The following is a 16,478-nucleotide window of genomic DNA, read 5'->3' on the forward strand; positions in this document are numbered from 1 at the left end:
GCTTGATGCGAAACGGGCAATCGATCAGGCGGCAAGACTGGCGGCGGTGTTGTAGAGGAGAAGGTCACAAGGCGCCATTGTTGGCACCAGCCGTGCGAGGCGCGAATGCGCGCTTAAAAGTACAAAGGAAGAAGATACTCATGTTTCAGTTTCCCAATGACTTTGATCCTCAACCGTCACTTGAAAATGACTTGCTTGTCCTTTGTCCATTGGCTCGCGCAGATATCGACGAACTGGCCATGGCGGCGAGCGATCCAGCCATTTGGGCAGGGCATCCAGCTCGGAACAGGTATCAAAGAGACATCTTTGACGGGTATTTCACGGTACTCCTCAACATTGGTGGAGCGTTACTGGTTCGAGATCGCGCGACAGAAGACGTGATCGGATGCTCTGCGTTTTATACAGATCCTTCAGCGCCCTCGCGACTGTCAATCGGATTCACCTTTCTGACTTGCTCACATTGGGGCGGTTCGACGAACAAAGCTCTGAAAAGCCTGATGCTTGATCATCTCTATAAGCATAATTCCGAAGCGTGGTTTCACATTGGAATACACAACATGCGCTCGCAAGCAGCGACGATGAAGCTTGGTGCGCTTTTGGCACATGAAGCTGATCTGGATTTGGGCGGCGGCCCTCAATCTTGGCGGTGCTACTGTCTCACACGTGAGTCTTGGAAGGCGAGGTTATTGAATGGAGACACAAAAATCTGACTATTGGGATGCAACGCAAAAGGGAACTTTGTCCAGCATTGCTGCCCTTGGATCCTGAAGAGCCCCAACCAACAGCCCCTATCCCCCAACCCGATCCAGAATATACCGCGCGGTCATCAGGTCGAGATGTGCGCCGCCGCCATTCTTGAAGAGCGTGATCTCATCCTCCGACCGGCGGGCAAAGGCACCGCTGGCCAGATCATAGTAATCGGCCAGCACATCCCCCACACCAATCACCCCATGCGCCAGCGGGATCTTCAACTCTCCGATATGGCCGATGGTGGTGGCGCGGCTGTCCACGAAAATCCGCGCGCGGGTGAGCGCCCGGTCATCGGCCTCGCGCATGTCGGGGCGATAGGCGCCGATCAGATCGACATGCTGACCGGGGCGCAGCCATTCGCCCTTGATCACCGGGTCGGTCGCCATGGTGGCGCAGGTGATGATATCGGCCGCACGGGCAGCGGCGGCCAGATCATCGACCACCGCCATGCCGGGATGGCGCGCGGCCAAACGCTCTGCCCCTGCGCGGTTGCGGTTCCAGACCGAGAACCGCGCATCGGGAAAAAGCGCGCCATAGGCTTGACGCAGCGAGGCCGCGACCGTTCCCGCCCCCACGATCAAAATGCGCGCGCTGTCCTTGCGCGCCAACATCCGCGCGGCGCACAGGCTGTCGCCCGCCGTTTTCCACTTGGTCAACAGATGGAAATCGACAATGGCCGCCAATGTTCCGTCGATATCGGAGTATAGCGCCGCCGATCCGTTCACCGCCGGTTTGCCTAAACCGGCATTGCCCGGAAAGATTGTCGCGGTCTTGACCAGTTGCCCCAAGCCATCGATCCAGGCCGCGCGCGACAACAGCGTATCGGCCCCGCGATAAAGAAAACTATCGGCGATCTCGGCCCTTGGCCGCGCATGCCCCGCCTCGATCGCGTCGCACAGCCCCAGCCAATCCAGCCGCGCCTCGGCCTCGGGTCCGATGATGGCGATGCTCACGCCGCCGCCTCATCCGCGCTCAAGAGCCCCGCCGCCACAAGCCTGTCGGCCCAACCTTGCGGATGCTCAAACAGATGCGCCTGCCAGCCACGGGTTTCGGCGACCTTGATATTGGCCTCCCGATCATCGGCAAACAGGATCGCACCCGGCGCAAGCGCCAGCCGGTCCTCGACCATCTCGTAAATCCGCGGATCGGGTTTGGTCACCTGCAACCGCCCCGAGACGAATTCGATATCGAACTCATTGAGGAAATCGAACTGCGTCTGGGCATAGGCGTAGCTGTCCACCCCGAAATTCGTCAGGCAATGCACCGGCACCCCCTTGGCCCGCAGCCGCCGCAAAAGCGCCACGGAATGATCGATCACGGGTGTGGCCAGTTCGATCCAGCTGTCATGCCAATCGCGGATTTCGGCCCGCCATTTCGGATGGGCATCGGCGGTTTCATAGATCACTTGGGTAAAGGGCTCACCCCGATCGACACGCTCGTTCATCCAATGCAGATCAACCTCGGCAAACAGCGCACGGCGGCGATCCTCCCCATAGACGCGGTCATAATAATGCTCGGGCTGCCAGCCGATCAGCACATTCCCGATGTCGAAAATCACGGCCTGCGGTGTCATTCGGCCACCCCATAAAGCGCCTCGGCGTGAAAGCTCACATGATCCTCCATGAAGGTCGAAACAAAGAAATAGCTGTGGTCATAGCCCGGCTGGAACCGGATCGCGGCATGCTGGCGCCGCGTGGCGATGGCGCTTGCCAAGGCTTCGGTCCCCAAGAGATGCCCGAACTGATCCGCCGTGCCGGTGTCGATCAGGATCGGCCCCGCAAAACCGCGCTCGCGCATCAGAACGCTGGCGTCATGCGCTTCCCACAGGGCGGTGTTGTCGCCCAGATAGGCGGTGAACTGCTTGCGGCCCCACTCGCTTTCCATCGGGTTGCAGATCGGCGCAAAGGCCGAAACGCTGGCAAAGCGCCCCGGAAAGCTCATCGCAATCGTCAGCGCCCCATGCCCGCCCATCGAATGCCCGGTGATCGCCTGGCGTGCCTCATCCAACGCAAAGCGCTTGAACAGCGCTTGGGGCAATTCCTCGGTGATATAGCTCCACATCTGGAAATGCCGGGCCCAAGGGTCTTGTGTGGCGTTAAGATAAAAACCCGCCCCTTGCCCAAGATCATAGGCCGCATCATCAGGCACAGCCGCCCCACGGGGGCTGGTATCGGGAAACACCAGGGCGATCCCCTGTTCGGCGGCCCATGTTTGCGCCCCTGCCTTTTCCATCGCATTGGCATGCGTGCAGGTCAGCCCCGACAGGTACCACAGCACGGGAACACGCCCCTCTGTCGCTTCGGCGGGCAAAAACAGGCCGAATGTCATATCCGTGCCCGTGGCATCGGATGCATGGCGATACACCCCTTGGGTGCCGCCGAAACAGCGGTTTTCGGATATCGTCTCCATCGCGCCCTCCTCAGGCCACGGGGCAAGCCCTAGCCTGCCAGATATGGACCACGCAAGCGCCTCAGCCGCCCGGCACGATGCCTGCCATCTGGGATACCCATGCAATCACCACCGAAACGGTCACGATCGAGGCCACCGTCGAAATCAAGATCGCCGCCGATACGCGCTGTGGCGCGACGCCGTAATGCTGTGCCAACATGAAGATGTTACCCGCCACCGGCAAGGATGCGGCCGCAATCATCACGGCTGCGTCGAATACCGGCACCGGAAACAGCACCAACGCGGCAAAAGCCACCGCCGCCGGGTGCAGCACCAGCTTGCAAAAGCTCAACCAGCCCGCGACCTCGATCCGCTCGGCCGATTTGCCCGCCAGCGACGCCCCGATGGCAAACAGCGCGCCGGGCGTGGCCGCCGCCCCCAGAATGCCCAGAAACTCGTTCACCGGCCCGGGCAAGGCCATGCCCGTCGACGACCATGCCAGACCCAGAACCATGGAGACGATCATCGGATTTTTCAGCAATCCGGTCCCGGCCGTCTTGACGATGCCAAGCGACATCCGGCCATCGCGGCTCCCTGTGATCAAGATCACGATGATCGAAGAAAACACGACCAGATCCAGCGCCAGAACCATCAAGACAGGCCCCGCTGCCGCCTCCCCCATCAGCACGATCAGCATCGGCACACCCAGAAAACCGGTGTTGCCGATGACCGCGCATTGCGCTTCGACCGCTGCTTCCGCGATGGAACGGTTGCGCAAGAACGCCACAGCCGTGGCGATGGCGTAGACGAAGAAACAGCCCCACAAATAGGCCGCCACGAACCACCAATCGAATATCTCTGACAGGGACAGGTTCGCGGCAAATCGGAACAGCATCGCCGACAGCGCGAAATAGAACACGAACTTGGTCAGATAGGCCGCCGCCTCGGCCGTGAAAAAGCCGCTCCGGCAGGCCTGCCAGCCAAGGCCGATCAAAGCAAAGAAAGGCAGCGTCTTGAGGAATATCTCGATCATGCCCCTTGGCTAATGCGACCCCCGGCCAGAGTCCATCCACCCCCAAGCGGGCAAGGCCGCCACGCAAGCACGGTCCGAGATCCTTGCCGAAACTGAACCGAATGGTTTACGTTGCGATATATCAAGAGGGCGAGCATGAACGCAGAGGCGCAGATCAAGAAGGGCCGCAAGTTCGATCAGGTGATCGAAGGCGCGCGCTCTGTGTTCATGCGCGAAGGCTATGAGGGCGCCAGCGTCGATGAGATCGCGCGCGATGCCGGCGTATCAAAGGCCACGCTTTACAGCTACTTCCCCGACAAGCAGCACCTGTTTCTTGCGGTTCTGGAAACCGAATGCGCCCAGCAAGCCGAGGTCGAATTTCTTGAGGATACCGGCGATCTGACCGTCGAAGAAACGCTGCATGTCATCTGCAAGACGCTGATCACCTTCATCTTGTCACGATTCGGTCAGGACATGTTCCGCGTCTGCGTGGCCGAGGCCCAGCGCTTTCCCGAGCTTGGACGGGCCTTTTACGACAGCGGGCCCAAGAAATGGGGGCGAAAGATCGCGCTCTATCTGGAAACATCCAAGGCGCAACGCACGCTTTGCATCGACGACAGCCTTTTGGCGGCCGACCAACTGGCCCAGCTTTGCCGCGCCGATCTGATGCTCAAGGTGCTGTTCGGCATCCAGAACAACCCTACCGAAGACGAGATCGACCGCGTCGCCGCCGAAGCGGTCAAGACCTTCCTCGCGCGCTACCGCCGCCCCTGAACCGTTCACCTCGCATCAAGGTTAACGCGCCCGCCCTCTTTGCTTTCCAAATACTCCGGGGGCGGCCGCAGGCCGCGGGCAGAGCCCCCTTTGCCTCGTGTCGTTACAGATCCTTCCACATCACCAGCGCGTCCACAAAACCGTGCTCGGGGTGGCGAAAGGCACCGGGCAAGCGGGCCAGGGTGCGAAACCCCGCCCCTTGCCAGATCGCGATGGCGCGTGTGTTGGTGGACACCACGAAATTGAACTGCATCGCGCGATATCCCTGCGCTTCGGCCTCAGGCAAGGCATGGGCCAGCATCGCACGCGCCACGCCATGCCCACGCGCCGCCGGAGCGGTGACAAAACCGCAATTGCACACATGCGCGCCGCCACCCGCCTGATTGGGGCGGATGTAATAGCTGCCCAGCGCCACACCATCGGCTTCGGCCAGAAACACGGTCTTGTCGGGCGCGCACCAATAGGCCAGCGCGCCGTCCGGCGTGATGTCGGGATCGATCGTGTAGGTATCGCCCGCCCGAAACACCGGCATCACCAGATCGCAAAGCGCCACGCCATCCGATGGCGCGGCGCGACGGATCGACAGACCGGCTTGCATCATTGGCCCACCGGCTCCGCTCAATAAACCACGACCGAGCGGATCGATTTGCCCGCATGCATCAGGTCAAAACCCTCGTTGATCCGGTCGAGCGTCAGGGTGTGGGTGATCATGGAATCGATCTCGATCTTGCCGTCCATGTACCAGTCTACGAATTTCGGCACGTCGGTCCGCCCCTTGGCCCCGCCAAAGGCCGTGCCTTTCCACACGCGGCCCGTGACCAGCTGGAAGGGCCGCGTCGAAATCTCGGCGCCCGCAGGCGCCACCCCGATGATGACCGACACGCCCCAACCGCGATGGGAACATTCCAGCGCGTCGCGCATCACCTTGACGTTGCCGGTCGCGTCAAAGGAATAATCCACCCCGCCGATGTGATCGATCCCGCGCTTGGTCAGGTTCACGATCTCTTGCACCACCGTGCCTTCGATTTTCGAGGGGTTGATGAAATGCGTCATCCCGAACTTGCGGGCCATCGCTTCTTTGCTGTCGTTCAGATCGACACCGATGATCACATCGGCCCCCGCCATCCGCAGGCCCTGGATCACGTTCAACCCGATGCCACCAAGCCCAAAGACCGCAGCGGTTGATCCGATCTCGACGCCTGCCGTGTTGATCACGGCGCCGATGCCGGTCGTGACACCGCAGCCGATGTAGCAGATCTTGTCGAAGGGCGCATCAGGGCGCACCTTGGCCAGCGCGATCTCGGGCATCACCGTGTGATTGGCAAAGGTCGAGCAGCCCATGTAATGGTAGATCGGCGTGCCATCCAGCATGGAAAACCGCGTCGTGCCGTCGGGCATAAGGCCCTGACCTTGGGTGCCCCGGATCGCGGTGCAAAGATTCGTCTTGCCCGACAGGCAAGAATAGCATTGGCGGCATTCCGGCGTGTAAAGCGGGATCACGTGATCGCCGGGCTTGAGTGTGGTCACACCTTCGCCCACCTCACGCACCACGCCCGCCCCTTCATGGCCGAGAATGCAGGGAAACAAGCCTTCGGGATCGCCACCCGAGAGGGTGAATTCATCGGTGTGGCAAATGCCTGTGGCCTTGATCTCCACCAGAACCTCGCCGGACTTGGGGCCATCAAGATTGACCTCCATCACCGTGAGCGGTTTTCCGGCTTCCAAAGCAACGGCAGCACGTGTGCGCATGATCTGACCCCTTACAGATGCTTGTGTTAGGCCGACCTTGTGCCAATCTAAGGGGCAACGCAACGGAGGATGCCCATCATGATACGCACCGGCCTGGCCATGCTCGCCTGTTTTGTCGCGATCCCAGCCTGCGCACAGGACACTGACACCTGCGGTGGGGCGGGCTTTCAGGGGCTGGTGGGCCAAGCGGGAGAGATCGCCCGGATGCTGGAATTGGACCAGCCCGTTCGCATCATCCCGCCCGACAGCGGGGTGACGATGGATTTCCGACCCGACCGGATCAACTTTGAACTCGACGCCGCGGGGCGTATCGCGGTGGTGCGTTGCGGATGACTTGCGCCGCTCTCTGATTCCCCTTATATGCGCTTCAACAGCGGCGCCCCCGGGTCCAAACCGGATGGCTCCACCGGACAAGTTCGACGGGCCGCTCGGCCCGTTTTTTCGTTTCTGAAGGCACGTTTCCACCGTGAATGACCTGATCGCCAAATCTGCCATGGACCGCAGAATGTCCGAAATCCTGACCCCCGTGATCGAGGGCATGGGGTTTGAAGTGGTGCGAATCCGCCTGATGGGCGGCATGGCCAAGACGCTTCAGATCATGGTCGAACGCCCGGATGGCGGAATAGAGGTCGATGAATGTGCCCTGATATCGACCGCAATCAGCGCCGTGCTTGATGTCGAAGACCCGCTGGAAGATGCCTATGCGCTGGAAGTGTCCAGCCCCGGGATCGACCGGCCCCTGACGCGGCTCAAGGATTTCGAGACATGGGAAGGCTACGAAGCCCGTCTTGAGACGACCGAGATGATCGATGGCCGCCGCCGCTTCAAGGGCGTGCTGGCCGGCATCGAGGGCGATGAGGTTTTGATCAACCTCGAAGAAGGCGCCGAGACCCTGACGGTCGGCTTGCATTTCGACTGGCTGTCGGATGCCAAGCTTGTCCTGACCGATGAGCTGATCCGAGAGATGCTGCGCGCCCGCAAGGCCGCAGGCATCATCGACGAATCCCAATTTGACGAGATCGAGGAAGACACCTCGAAGGCGGAGGATTAACCACAATGTCCATCACGTCAGCCAACCAGCTGGAACTGTTGCAGACCGCCGATGCGGTGGCGCGCGAAAAGATGATCGACCCGTCCCTCGTGGTCGAGGCGATGGAGGAATCCCTCGCCCGCGCGGCCAAGTCGCGCTACGGCGCCGATCTCGACATTCGCGTCAAGATCGACCGGAAAACAGGCCGCGCCGACTTTACCCGGGTGCGTACCGTGGTCGCAGATGATGCCGTCGAAAACGAAAAGGCCGAACTGACCGTCGCGCAGGCCAAGCCCTATCTGGCCGATCCCAAAGTGGGTGATGTGATCGTCGATGTGATTCCGCCCGTTGAACTGGGCCGGATCGCCGCACAATCGGCCAAGCAGGTGATCTTGCAAAAGGTCCGCGAAGCCGAACGCGACCGCCAGTACGAGGAATTCCGTGACCGCGCGGGCACCATCATCAACGGTATCGTCAAGCGCGAGGAATACGGCAACATCATCGTTGACGTGGGCCGTGGCGAAGCCGTGCTGCGCCGCAACGAAAAGATTGGCCGCGAGGCCTATCGCAACGGCGACCGCATCCGCTGCTACATCAAGGATGTCCGGCGCGAGGCACGCGGGCCGCAGATTTTCCTCAGCCGCACCGCGCCCGAATTCATGGCCGAATTGTTCAAGATGGAAGTGCCCGAGATCTACGACGGCATCATCGAGATCAAGGCCGTCGCCCGCGACCCCGGTTCGCGCGCCAAGATCGCAGTGATTTCCTATGACAGCTCGATCGACCCGGTGGGTGCTTGCGTCGGCATGCGCGGCAGCCGCGTTCAGGCTGTGGTCAACGAGCTTCAGGGCGAAAAGATCGACATCATTCCGTGGAATAAGGACGCCGCCACCTTCCTTGTGAACGCGCTTCAGCCCGCCGAAGTAACCAAGGTCGTGATCGACGAAGACGCCGAGCGCATCGAAGTTGTGGTGCCCGATGAACAGCTGTCGCTGGCAATCGGTCGGCGTGGCCAGAATGTGCGACTGGCCAGCCAGTTAACCGGCCTCGACATCGACATCTTGACCGAAGAGGAAGAAAGCAAGCGCCGTCAGGCCGAATTCGAAGAGCGCACGCGCCTGTTCATGGACACGCTCGATCTGGATGAATTCTTTGCCCAGCTTCTGGTGTCCGAGGGCTTCACCTCGCTCGAGGAAGTGGCCTATGTCGATCTCGACGAGCTTCTGGTGATCGAAGGCATCGACGAAGGCACCGCCGGTGAGCTTCAGGCCCGCGCCCGTGATTATCTGGAAGAACAGAACAAGAAGGCGCTGGAAAAAGCCCGCAGCATGGGTGTGGAAGATGCGCTTGTTGAATTCGACGGTCTGACGCCCCAGATGCTGGTGGCCCTGGCCGAAGACGGCATCAAGAGCCTTGATGATTTCGCGACATGCGCCGATTGGGAACTGGCCGGCGGCTGGACCACGGTGAACGGCGACCGCGTCAAGGATGAAGGCTTGCTGGAAGCCTTTGAAGTCAGCCTGGAAGAAGCGCAAAACATGATCATGACCGCCCGCGTCAGGCTGGGGTGGGTCACGATCGAGGAACTGGAAGCACAGGCCGCCGCCGAGGAGTCGGAGGGCTAAGGCCCTCTGGTCGGGGCCCGCGGATGAGCCGGGGCGGACAAACGACAGACCGCGACGACGGTCCGGAGCGACGCTGTATCGCCACAGGCGACGTACAGCCCAAGCACGGCCTGATCCGATTTGTGGTCGGCCCCGAAGGCCAGCTTGGCCCGGATCTGGCGGAAAAGCTGCCCGGGCGCGGCATCTGGGTCGCCGCCGACCGGGCAGCGCTGGAACTGGCGGTCAAAAAGAACCTGTTCAGCCGTGCGGCCAAACAACCCGTCAGCCTGCCCGATGATCTGATCGACCGGGTCGAGGCAGGGCTGGTGCGGCGGCTGACCGATATGATCGCGCTTTCGCGCAAGGCCGGCGAGGCTGTGGCCGGGTTCGAAAAGGTCAAGGACTGGCTGGCCACCAGACAGGTCAAGGTTCTGCTACAGGCCACTGATGGCTCGGAGCGGGGCAAATCCAAACTGTGGACGCCGACAGGCGCCCGCTATTTCAGCGTCCTGACCGCCCGGGAATTGGGTTTGGCATTCGGACGCCAAAGTGTGATACATGGCGCGCTTGCCGCTGGCGGTCTGGCCCCTCGTGTTGTAGAGGGAGCCGCAAAACTGCAAGGCCTGCGCAAGGCAGACGGCGGACACCCCGCCGGGAAAGACGAACGGAACGCATGAGCGACACGGACGGAAAGAAACCCCTTGGCTTGTCTGGAAGCGCGCTGTCTGGCCGCGTCAGCCAGAGCTTCTCGCGCGGGCGCACCAAATCGGTCGTCGTGGAGACCAAGCGCAAGCGCGTGGTTGTGCCCAAACCGGGCACCCAATCCGCGGCGGCGCAAAATGCCGAAGGCGGAAAACGCGAAAAATCGCTCCCGGATGCGGAACTCGAGCGCCGCCTGAAGGCGCTGCAAAACGCCCGCGCCCGTGAGGTCGAGGACGAAGCCCGTCGCCAGCGGGAAGAAAAAGACCGCGAGGAAGACCGCTCGCGTCGCCGCGCCGAGGCCGAGGCCCGCGAACGCGAAGAGCGCGAGCGCGAAGAAGCCGCGCGCGCCAAGGAAGAAGAAGAAACGCGCCGCAAAGCCGAGGAAGAGGCCCGCCGCGCCGCGCCGACCCCGGCGGTGAAGGAAGTCGTAAGCGACCCCGCCACGATTGAAGCCGCCGCCGCCGCAACCCCGGGCTCGCGCGGTGCGCCAAAACCGGCCCCCGGACCGGTGCGCCGCAAAACCGAGGAAGATGATCGCGCTGGTCGCGCCCGCGTGGCCGAACGCGACAGCGAGCGTCGTTCCGGCAAGCTGACCCTGAACGAGGCCCTTTCGGGTGGCGAAGGCGGCCGTCAGCGCAGCCTCGCCGCGATGAAGCGCAAGCAAGAACGCCAGCGCCAAAAGGCGATGGGCGGCGTTGCAGACCGTGAAAAGGTCGTGCGCGATGTGCAGTTGCCCGAAACCATCGTGGTGTCGGAACTTGCCAACCGCATGGCAGAACGTGCCGCGGATGTGGTGAAATCGCTCATGAAAATGGGCATGATGGTCACCCAGAACCAAGCGATCGACGCCGACACGGCCGAGCTTATCGTCGAGGAATTCGGCCACCGCGTGCAGCGCGTGGCAGATAGCGATGTGGAAGACGTGATCATCAGCGCGGTCGATGCGCATGACGATCTACAGGCACGTCCGCCCGTAATCACGATCATGGGCCATGTCGACCACGGCAAGACCTCGCTGTTGGACCGTATCCGCAAGGCGAATGTCGTGGCCGGCGAAGCCGGTGGGATCACGCAACATATCGGTGCCTATCAGGTCAAGACCGACAGTGGTGCGGTGCTGACGTTCCTCGATACACCCGGTCACGCGGCCTTTACGTCGATGCGGGCACGCGGGGCGCAAGTCACCGACATCGTCGTGCTGGTTGTCGCAGCAGATGATTCGGTGATGCCGCAGACCGTCGAGGCCATCAACCACGCCCGCGCTGCCAAGGTGCCGATGATCGTGGCGATCAACAAGATCGACAAATATCAGGCCGACCCCGACAAGGTGCGTGCGGAACTCCTCCAGTATGAGGTGGTGGTGGAAAAGATGTCCGGCGATGTGCAGGATGTCGAAGTATCTGCCCATACGGGTCAGGGTCTGCCGGAATTGCTAGAGGCGATCGCGCTTCAGGCAGAAATCCTTGAACTGAACGCCAACCCCGACCGTCCGGCCGAAGGCGCGGTGATCGAAGCACAGCTTGATGTGGGCCGTGGTCCGGTCGCCACCGTTCTGGTCCAGAAAGGCACGCTGAAGCAGGGCGACATCTTTGTCGTCGGCGAACAGTGGGGCAAGGTGCGGGCGATGGAAAACGACCGTGGCGAACGCATCAAGGAAGCCGGTCCATCGGTTCCCGTGGAGGTTCTTGGCCTGAACGGCACCCCCGAGGCCGGTGACGTCTTGAACGTGGTCGCCACCGAGGCACAAGCGCGCGAGATCGCGGAATATCGCCATCAAGCCGCCAAGGACAAACGCGCCGCCGCCGGTGCTGCCACGACGCTGGACCAGCTGTTGGCCAAGGCCAAAGCCGACAAGGACGTCAAGGAGCTTCCCATCGTCGTCAAGGCCGATGTGCAAGGCTCGGCCGAAGCGATCGTGCAGGCGATGGAGAAAATCGGCAACGACGAAGTACGGGTGCGTGTTCTGCATTACGGTGTGGGCGCGATCACCGAATCCGACATCGGCCTGGCCGAAGCATCGGGTGCGCCGGTCATCGGCTTCAACGTTCGCGCCAATGCACCGGCCCGCAGCAGCGCCAATCAAAAGGGCGTCGAGATTCGCTATTACAGCGTGATCTACGATCTTGTGGATGACGTGAAAGCGGCGGCTTCGGGTCTTTTGGGTGCGGAAATCCGCGAAAACTTCATCGGCTACGCGCAAATCCGCGAAGTCTTCAAGGTCTCGGGCGTCGGCAATGTCGCGGGCTGTCTGGTTACCGAAGGCATCGCGCGCCGCTCTGCGGGTGTGCGCCTGCTGCGCGACAACGTCGTGGTCCACGAAGGCACGCTCAAGACGCTCAAGCGCTTCAAGGACGAAGTCAAGGAAGTGCAATCGGGTCAGGAATGCGGGATGGCTTTCGACAATTACGACGATATCCGCAAAGGGGATGTCATCGAGATTTTCGAACGCGAAGAAATCGAACGCGCCCTGGCGTGACCGCTGAAAACATGATCGGAAAAGGGCGCCCGTTTTGCGGCGCCCTTTTTTCTGTCAGCCCGACGCGATGCTTGCCGAATTCGGATTGCGCAACCAGACGCTTGCGTTCAGGGCGCCTGCAACCGTGACCCAGATCAGATAGGGCACAAACAGCGCCCCCGCGATCCAATCGAGTTGCCAAAAACTGATCATGGTGCCCGCAACCGCGATCCATAGGCCAAGCATGATGACAAAGGCCGCCCTGATGCGGTGCAGACCGAAAAACACCGGTGTCCAGAGCGTGTTGAATGCGATCTGCATCGCCCAGAACGCCATGCCGTATGCGGCCCCTTCGATCGGGGCGACCCGCGCGGCCGCAACGGCGGATGACAGGTAAAGAACCGTCCATGCGACAGGAAACACCCAATCGGGCGGTGTCCAGGATGGCTTGGACAGGTCACGATACCACGCCCCCGGCATGAACATGGAGCCGGTCGTGGCAGCCGCCCCGCAGGCGGCAAGAAAAATCGCGAACAATGCCCAATCCATTGCCCAGAGATAGGGCGTCAAACGGTCCGCGCCAACCCCGCACCGCTGCGATCACGCGCTTCCAGCTGCGACAGCACGGACAACAGGTTTTCGCCCCAATCGCTTTGGGTCCGATCGGGTTGCGCGGCGGCATTGACCAGAAACGCGACCTCGGGCAGCGGTTTGGCATAGATCACCGGGTTCTGCGGCAAGATCGTTACCATCCCGGCCCGAATCACCGACCAGCCAAGCAAACCAAGCTTGTGCGTCCGCGAGGTCACGGCCCGGCAGCTTACGCTGTCATAGCCACCCCGTGCCAGCTTGCGCCCGATCGCGTCATAACAATAGCGTGCCGCGAAAATACCCGGCCGCGCCGCGATGGGAAGCACCTTAACCCCCGCTTCGGATCGATGGTAAAGCCGGTCCGCCTCGGCCAGCAAGCGGCGCACCATACGGCGGATATCCGGGCCGGGGCGGGGATTGGCCAGAAACGCCGCAGGATCGATGCCTGCCTCGTCCAGCCAATCGGTCGGCAGATACAGCCGGCCCGCGCGCGCATCCTCGCCAACATCGCGGGCGATATTGGTCAATTGCATCGCCACGCCCAGATCACAGGCCCGCGCCAGGGCGTTGGGGTCGCGCACCCCCATCAACACGCACATCATGGCCCCCACGGCCGATGCCACCCGGGCCGAATAACCGCGCAGGTCACTGAGGCTTTGATAGCGTCGCTCCATCCCGTCCCATGCCAGACCTTCCAGCAAGGCTTCGGGCAGGGCGCGGGGCATGTCGTAATCCTGGATCAGACTGGCAAACGCCCGATCCGCCGGTGCATTCTTTGGCCGGCCGGTATAGGCCAGATCCAGCCTGTCGCGCAGCGCCAGCACGGCGGCGGGCTTGTTGGCGCCGAAATCCACCTCATCATCGGCGACCCGGCAAAAGGCATAAAGCGCCAGCGCCGCATCCCGCACATCGGCGGGCAACAGCCTGGAGGCCGCGTGAAAGGAATACGACCCTTCGCGGATCGCATTTCGGCACCAGTCCAGATCATCGGGTCGGATCATTCGGCGGCCACCTTGGTATCAGACAGAACATAGGGTCGCGGCGCATCAGGCACGAGCTTCGTCAACACCTCGGACGACGTCACGACAGACGGAATGCCCGCGCCGGGATGGGTGCCCGCGCCGACCAGAAACAGATTGCCGAATTCCTCGGAAATATTGTGCGGCCGGAACCATGCCGATTGAAAGATGCGCGGCTCAAGGCTGAAGCCCGCCCCATGCGGGCTGAGATAGCGGCTTTCGAAATCGGCGGGGGTCAGGATGTGACTGGCCGACAGATGATCCTGAAAACCGGGCATCAGGTGATCGTTCAACACCGATGCAAGGCGTTGGCGATAGACCTCTTGCATCTCGGCCCAGTCGACAGACCCCGCGCCGTGCAGGTTTGGCACGGGGCTGAGCGCGTAGAAAGTATCATCCCCTTTGGGCGCGACCGATCTGTCAGTGACAGATGGGCGGTGCAGATAGACCGACATGTCATGCGCCAGATGCCGCTTCATGAAGATATCGTGGAGCAACCCCTTGTAGCGCGGCCCGTTCAGGATGGTGTGATGGCCCACATCCGCCCATTTGCCCCTTGTGCCCCTGGTGCCGAAATACCACACGAACAGCCCCATGGACCACCGGGAGCGATTCAGCCGCCGCGCGGTCCACCGCCGCTTGGTCTGATTGCGCAAAAGCCGGTCATAGGTGTGACCGGGATCGGCATTCGATACCACGATGTCGGCGGCGATGCGTTCACCGTTGGTGGTGATCACGCCATTGGCATTGCCGCCCGCCACGGTGATTTCATCCACCTCGACACCGCGTCGGACGGTACCGCCCTGATCCTCGATCACGCGCATCATGGCATCGGCCATCGCTTGCACGCCACCCATGGCGTAATGCACCCCGAATTCCTTTTCGAGATGCGACACAAGGATATACATCGACGTCACATGTGTCGGATCACCGCCAATGAACAGCGGATGAAACGACAGCGCCATGCGCAAACGCGGGTCGCGCACACGCGCTGCGGCATGGGCATAAACCGACCGATCCGCCCGCAATCTGACAAACCCCGGAAGCTCACGGATCAGATCCATCAGCTTGTTCATCGGCCGACGGCCCAGGCCTTCGAAGCCGAATTGATAGCGTGCCTGGCTGTCTTTCAGGAACCGCCTGTAGCCCGGCACATCATCGGGTGACAGGCGGGCCACCTCGTCGATCATCGCCTGTTCATCCTGGCGCACGGTAAAGACCGAGCCATCGCGCCAGCGGATCTCGTAATAGGGATCGACAGGGCGCAGATCGACATCCTTGCGAAAATCGCGCCCGCATTCGGCCCAAAGCTGTTCGAACACCTGCGGCACGGTCACGATGGTGGGCCCCAGATCGAAGCGGTGGCCGTTTTGCGTGACAGACGAACCACGCCCGCCCACCCGATCAAGCCGATCCAGAAGCGTCACCCGATACCCCTTGGCCCCCAACCGCATCGCGGCGGACAAGCCACCAAGGCCCGCCCCGATCACGATCGCGCTGGAGGGGCCGGGGGAATTCGGTCGATCGGTCATCCCGCGCCTCATACTGTCTAGTCAGATTTACAATAGGTCAGCCAAGCACCTTTTGCCAACACAATCCAAGCGCGAATTGCCTTTTCTTTGGAGGGGCAATATGTCAGACTTTGTTGACACATGGAGGACCGGCCATGCAATCCGTCACCTTGAGCCTGTTTCGCTTTGGCTCGGCCCGCGCGCGCGCATGGGCCCTGTTCCAGATGGGCCCTGCGCGATTCGCACTGCGCGCGATACGCGACATCGGCACGGTAAAGCTGTGCGGGTCTGGCGTGGGCGAGGGATTCACGCCGATCCCCGACACCTCGGTCTATGCGATCTTGGCCACCTGGCCTGATCATGACGCCGCCCGCAGGGCGATGTTGGGAACCCATGTGTTCCGCCGCTATGCGGACATGGCCAAGGAACGGCTGACCATTTTTCTCACGCCGACCTCGGCGCGGGGGCGCTGGGACGGGGTGGAGCCCTTCATGCCGCAGGATCTGGCCACCGACGGTCCGGTCGCGGCATTGACGCGTGCCACCATTCGGCTGCGCAGCGCGCGACGGTTCTGGCGGCACGAACCCGCGATTTCGCGCGCGATCGGCAGCGATCCCAATGTAATGTTCAAGATCGGGATCGGGGAATTGCCGCTGATGCGGCAGGCGACCTTTTCGATCTGGCCCGACACCAAAAGCATGGCGGAATTCGCCCGTGCCGATGGCCCGCACGCCCGTGCAATCCGCGCCGTGCGCGACGGCGGGTTGTTCAAGGAAGAATTATATGCCCGGTTTCACGTCGACGCGGTCGAAGGCAGATGGGCGGGCATGACCCCCGATCTGACCCAAACGCGCGGCGGACATGCCCAAGACATGAAAGTCGCCGCTGAATGA

General features: G+C 61.9%; 17 protein-coding genes. 8 read left to right on the forward strand and 9 right to left on the reverse strand.

All coding sequences use genetic code 11. From position 1 onward, the window contains the following. The first annotated feature begins 140 nt into the window (after window positions 1–140). Window positions 141–710, forward strand: coding sequence for a GNAT family N-acetyltransferase (locus Q0094_RS04595; protein WP_297615728.1), 570 nt, complete (start codon window positions 141–143; stop codon window positions 708–710). A gap of 78 nt (window positions 711–788) precedes the next feature. Here Q0094_RS04595 and Q0094_RS04600 read toward each other — a convergent pair whose 3' ends face one another. The 4 genes from Q0094_RS04600 to Q0094_RS04615 form a co-directional block, all read right to left on the reverse strand. Continuing rightward, entirely contained in the window at window positions 789–1,703 is a 915-nt protein-coding gene (locus tag Q0094_RS04600) for an ornithine cyclodeaminase (RefSeq protein WP_297615730.1), read from the reverse strand. Continuing rightward, window positions 1,700–2,323 carry an HAD family phosphatase gene (locus Q0094_RS04605; RefSeq protein ID WP_297615732.1) on the reverse strand — a complete coding sequence of 208 codons (624 nt, stop codon included), beginning with the start codon at window positions 2,321–2,323 and terminating at the stop codon, window positions 1,700–1,702. Before Q0094_RS04605 ends, Q0094_RS04600 begins: the two co-directional genes overlap by 4 nt. Then, window positions 2,320–3,159 carry an S-formylglutathione hydrolase gene (gene fghA, locus Q0094_RS04610; RefSeq protein WP_297615734.1) on the reverse strand — a complete coding sequence of 280 codons (840 nt, stop codon included), beginning with the start codon at window positions 3,157–3,159 and terminating at the stop codon, window positions 2,320–2,322. The genes Q0094_RS04605 and fghA overlap by 4 nt, the downstream gene beginning before the upstream one ends. Before the next feature lie 61 nt (window positions 3,160–3,220). Then, the gene (locus Q0094_RS04615) at window positions 3,221–4,171 is read right to left on the reverse strand and encodes an AEC family transporter (protein ID WP_297615736.1); all 951 of its coding nucleotides are present in this window, start codon (window positions 4,169–4,171) and stop codon (window positions 3,221–3,223) included. A 135-nt stretch (window positions 4,172–4,306) separates the two neighbouring features. On the opposite strand from Q0094_RS04615, the gene Q0094_RS04620 reads away from it, so the two are divergent. Then, window positions 4,307–4,924, forward strand: coding sequence for a TetR/AcrR family transcriptional regulator (locus Q0094_RS04620; RefSeq protein WP_297615738.1), 618 nt, complete (start codon window positions 4,307–4,309; stop codon window positions 4,922–4,924). 103 nt (window positions 4,925–5,027) lie between these two features. On the opposite strand, the gene Q0094_RS04625 is transcribed toward Q0094_RS04620, so the two are convergent. Together Q0094_RS04625 and Q0094_RS04630 are read right to left on the reverse strand one after the other, a co-directional pair. Next, window positions 5,028–5,522, reverse strand: a complete 495-nt coding sequence (locus Q0094_RS04625) for an N-acetyltransferase (RefSeq protein WP_297615870.1) — start codon at window positions 5,520–5,522, stop codon at window positions 5,028–5,030. A 20-nt stretch (window positions 5,523–5,542) separates the two neighbouring features. Continuing rightward, window positions 5,543–6,673, reverse strand: coding sequence for an S-(hydroxymethyl)glutathione dehydrogenase/class III alcohol dehydrogenase (locus Q0094_RS04630; protein ID WP_297615740.1), 1,131 nt, complete (start codon window positions 6,671–6,673; stop codon window positions 5,543–5,545). Window positions 6,674–6,751: 78 nt separating this feature from the next. Here Q0094_RS04630 and Q0094_RS04635 point away from each other — a divergent pair, with 78 nt between their 5' ends. The 5 genes from Q0094_RS04635 (at window position 6,752) to infB (ending at window position 12,485) form a co-directional block, all read left to right on the forward strand. After that, complete coding sequence (locus Q0094_RS04635; RefSeq protein ID WP_297615743.1) at window positions 6,752–7,006, forward strand: I78 family peptidase inhibitor; 255 nt, start codon at window positions 6,752–6,754, stop codon at window positions 7,004–7,006. Between the two features lie 160 nt (window positions 7,007–7,166). Further along, the gene (gene rimP, locus Q0094_RS04640; protein ID WP_297615745.1) at window positions 7,167–7,724 is read left to right on the forward strand and encodes a ribosome maturation factor RimP; all 558 of its coding nucleotides are present in this window, start codon (window positions 7,167–7,169) and stop codon (window positions 7,722–7,724) included. Window positions 7,725–7,729: 5 nt separating this feature from the next. Then, complete coding sequence (gene nusA, locus Q0094_RS04645; protein WP_297615747.1) at window positions 7,730–9,328, forward strand: transcription termination factor NusA; 1,599 nt, start codon at window positions 7,730–7,732, stop codon at window positions 9,326–9,328. 23 nt (window positions 9,329–9,351) lie between these two features. Then, window positions 9,352–9,984 (forward strand): RNA-binding protein, encoded by a 633-nt coding sequence (locus Q0094_RS04650; RefSeq protein ID WP_297615749.1) that lies wholly within the window; start codon window positions 9,352–9,354, stop codon window positions 9,982–9,984. Further along, on the forward strand, window positions 9,981–12,485 hold the full coding sequence (infB, locus tag Q0094_RS04655; RefSeq protein ID WP_297615751.1) for a translation initiation factor IF-2: 2,505 nt from the start codon (window positions 9,981–9,983) through the stop codon (window positions 12,483–12,485). The genes Q0094_RS04650 and infB overlap by 4 nt, the downstream gene beginning before the upstream one ends. A gap of 54 nt (window positions 12,486–12,539) precedes the next feature. Here the strand turns inward: infB and Q0094_RS04660 are convergent, their stop codons facing one another. Genes Q0094_RS04660 through Q0094_RS04670 form a run of 3 tightly spaced genes read right to left on the reverse strand, consistent with a single transcriptional unit; the run spans window position 12,540 to window position 15,606 of the window. Then, window positions 12,540–13,013, reverse strand: coding sequence for a TspO/MBR family protein (locus Q0094_RS04660; protein WP_297615753.1), 474 nt, complete (start codon window positions 13,011–13,013; stop codon window positions 12,540–12,542). A 17-nt stretch (window positions 13,014–13,030) separates the two neighbouring features. Beyond that, the gene (crtB, locus tag Q0094_RS04665) at window positions 13,031–14,056 is read right to left on the reverse strand and encodes a 15-cis-phytoene synthase (protein ID WP_297615755.1); all 1,026 of its coding nucleotides are present in this window, start codon (window positions 14,054–14,056) and stop codon (window positions 13,031–13,033) included. Continuing rightward, on the reverse strand, window positions 14,053–15,606 hold the full coding sequence (locus tag Q0094_RS04670) for a phytoene desaturase (protein WP_297615757.1): 1,554 nt from the start codon (window positions 15,604–15,606) through the stop codon (window positions 14,053–14,055). The genes crtB and Q0094_RS04670 overlap by 4 nt, the downstream gene beginning before the upstream one ends. Window positions 15,607–15,740: 134 nt before the next feature. On the opposite strand from Q0094_RS04670, the gene crtA reads away from it, so the two are divergent. After that, the gene (crtA, locus tag Q0094_RS04675; protein WP_297615759.1) at window positions 15,741–16,478 is read left to right on the forward strand and encodes a spheroidene monooxygenase; all 738 of its coding nucleotides are present in this window, start codon (window positions 15,741–15,743) and stop codon (window positions 16,476–16,478) included.

The organism is uncultured Roseicyclus sp., assembly GCF_937892565.1.
Lineage (GTDB): Bacteria > Pseudomonadota > Alphaproteobacteria > Rhodobacterales > Rhodobacteraceae > Roseicyclus.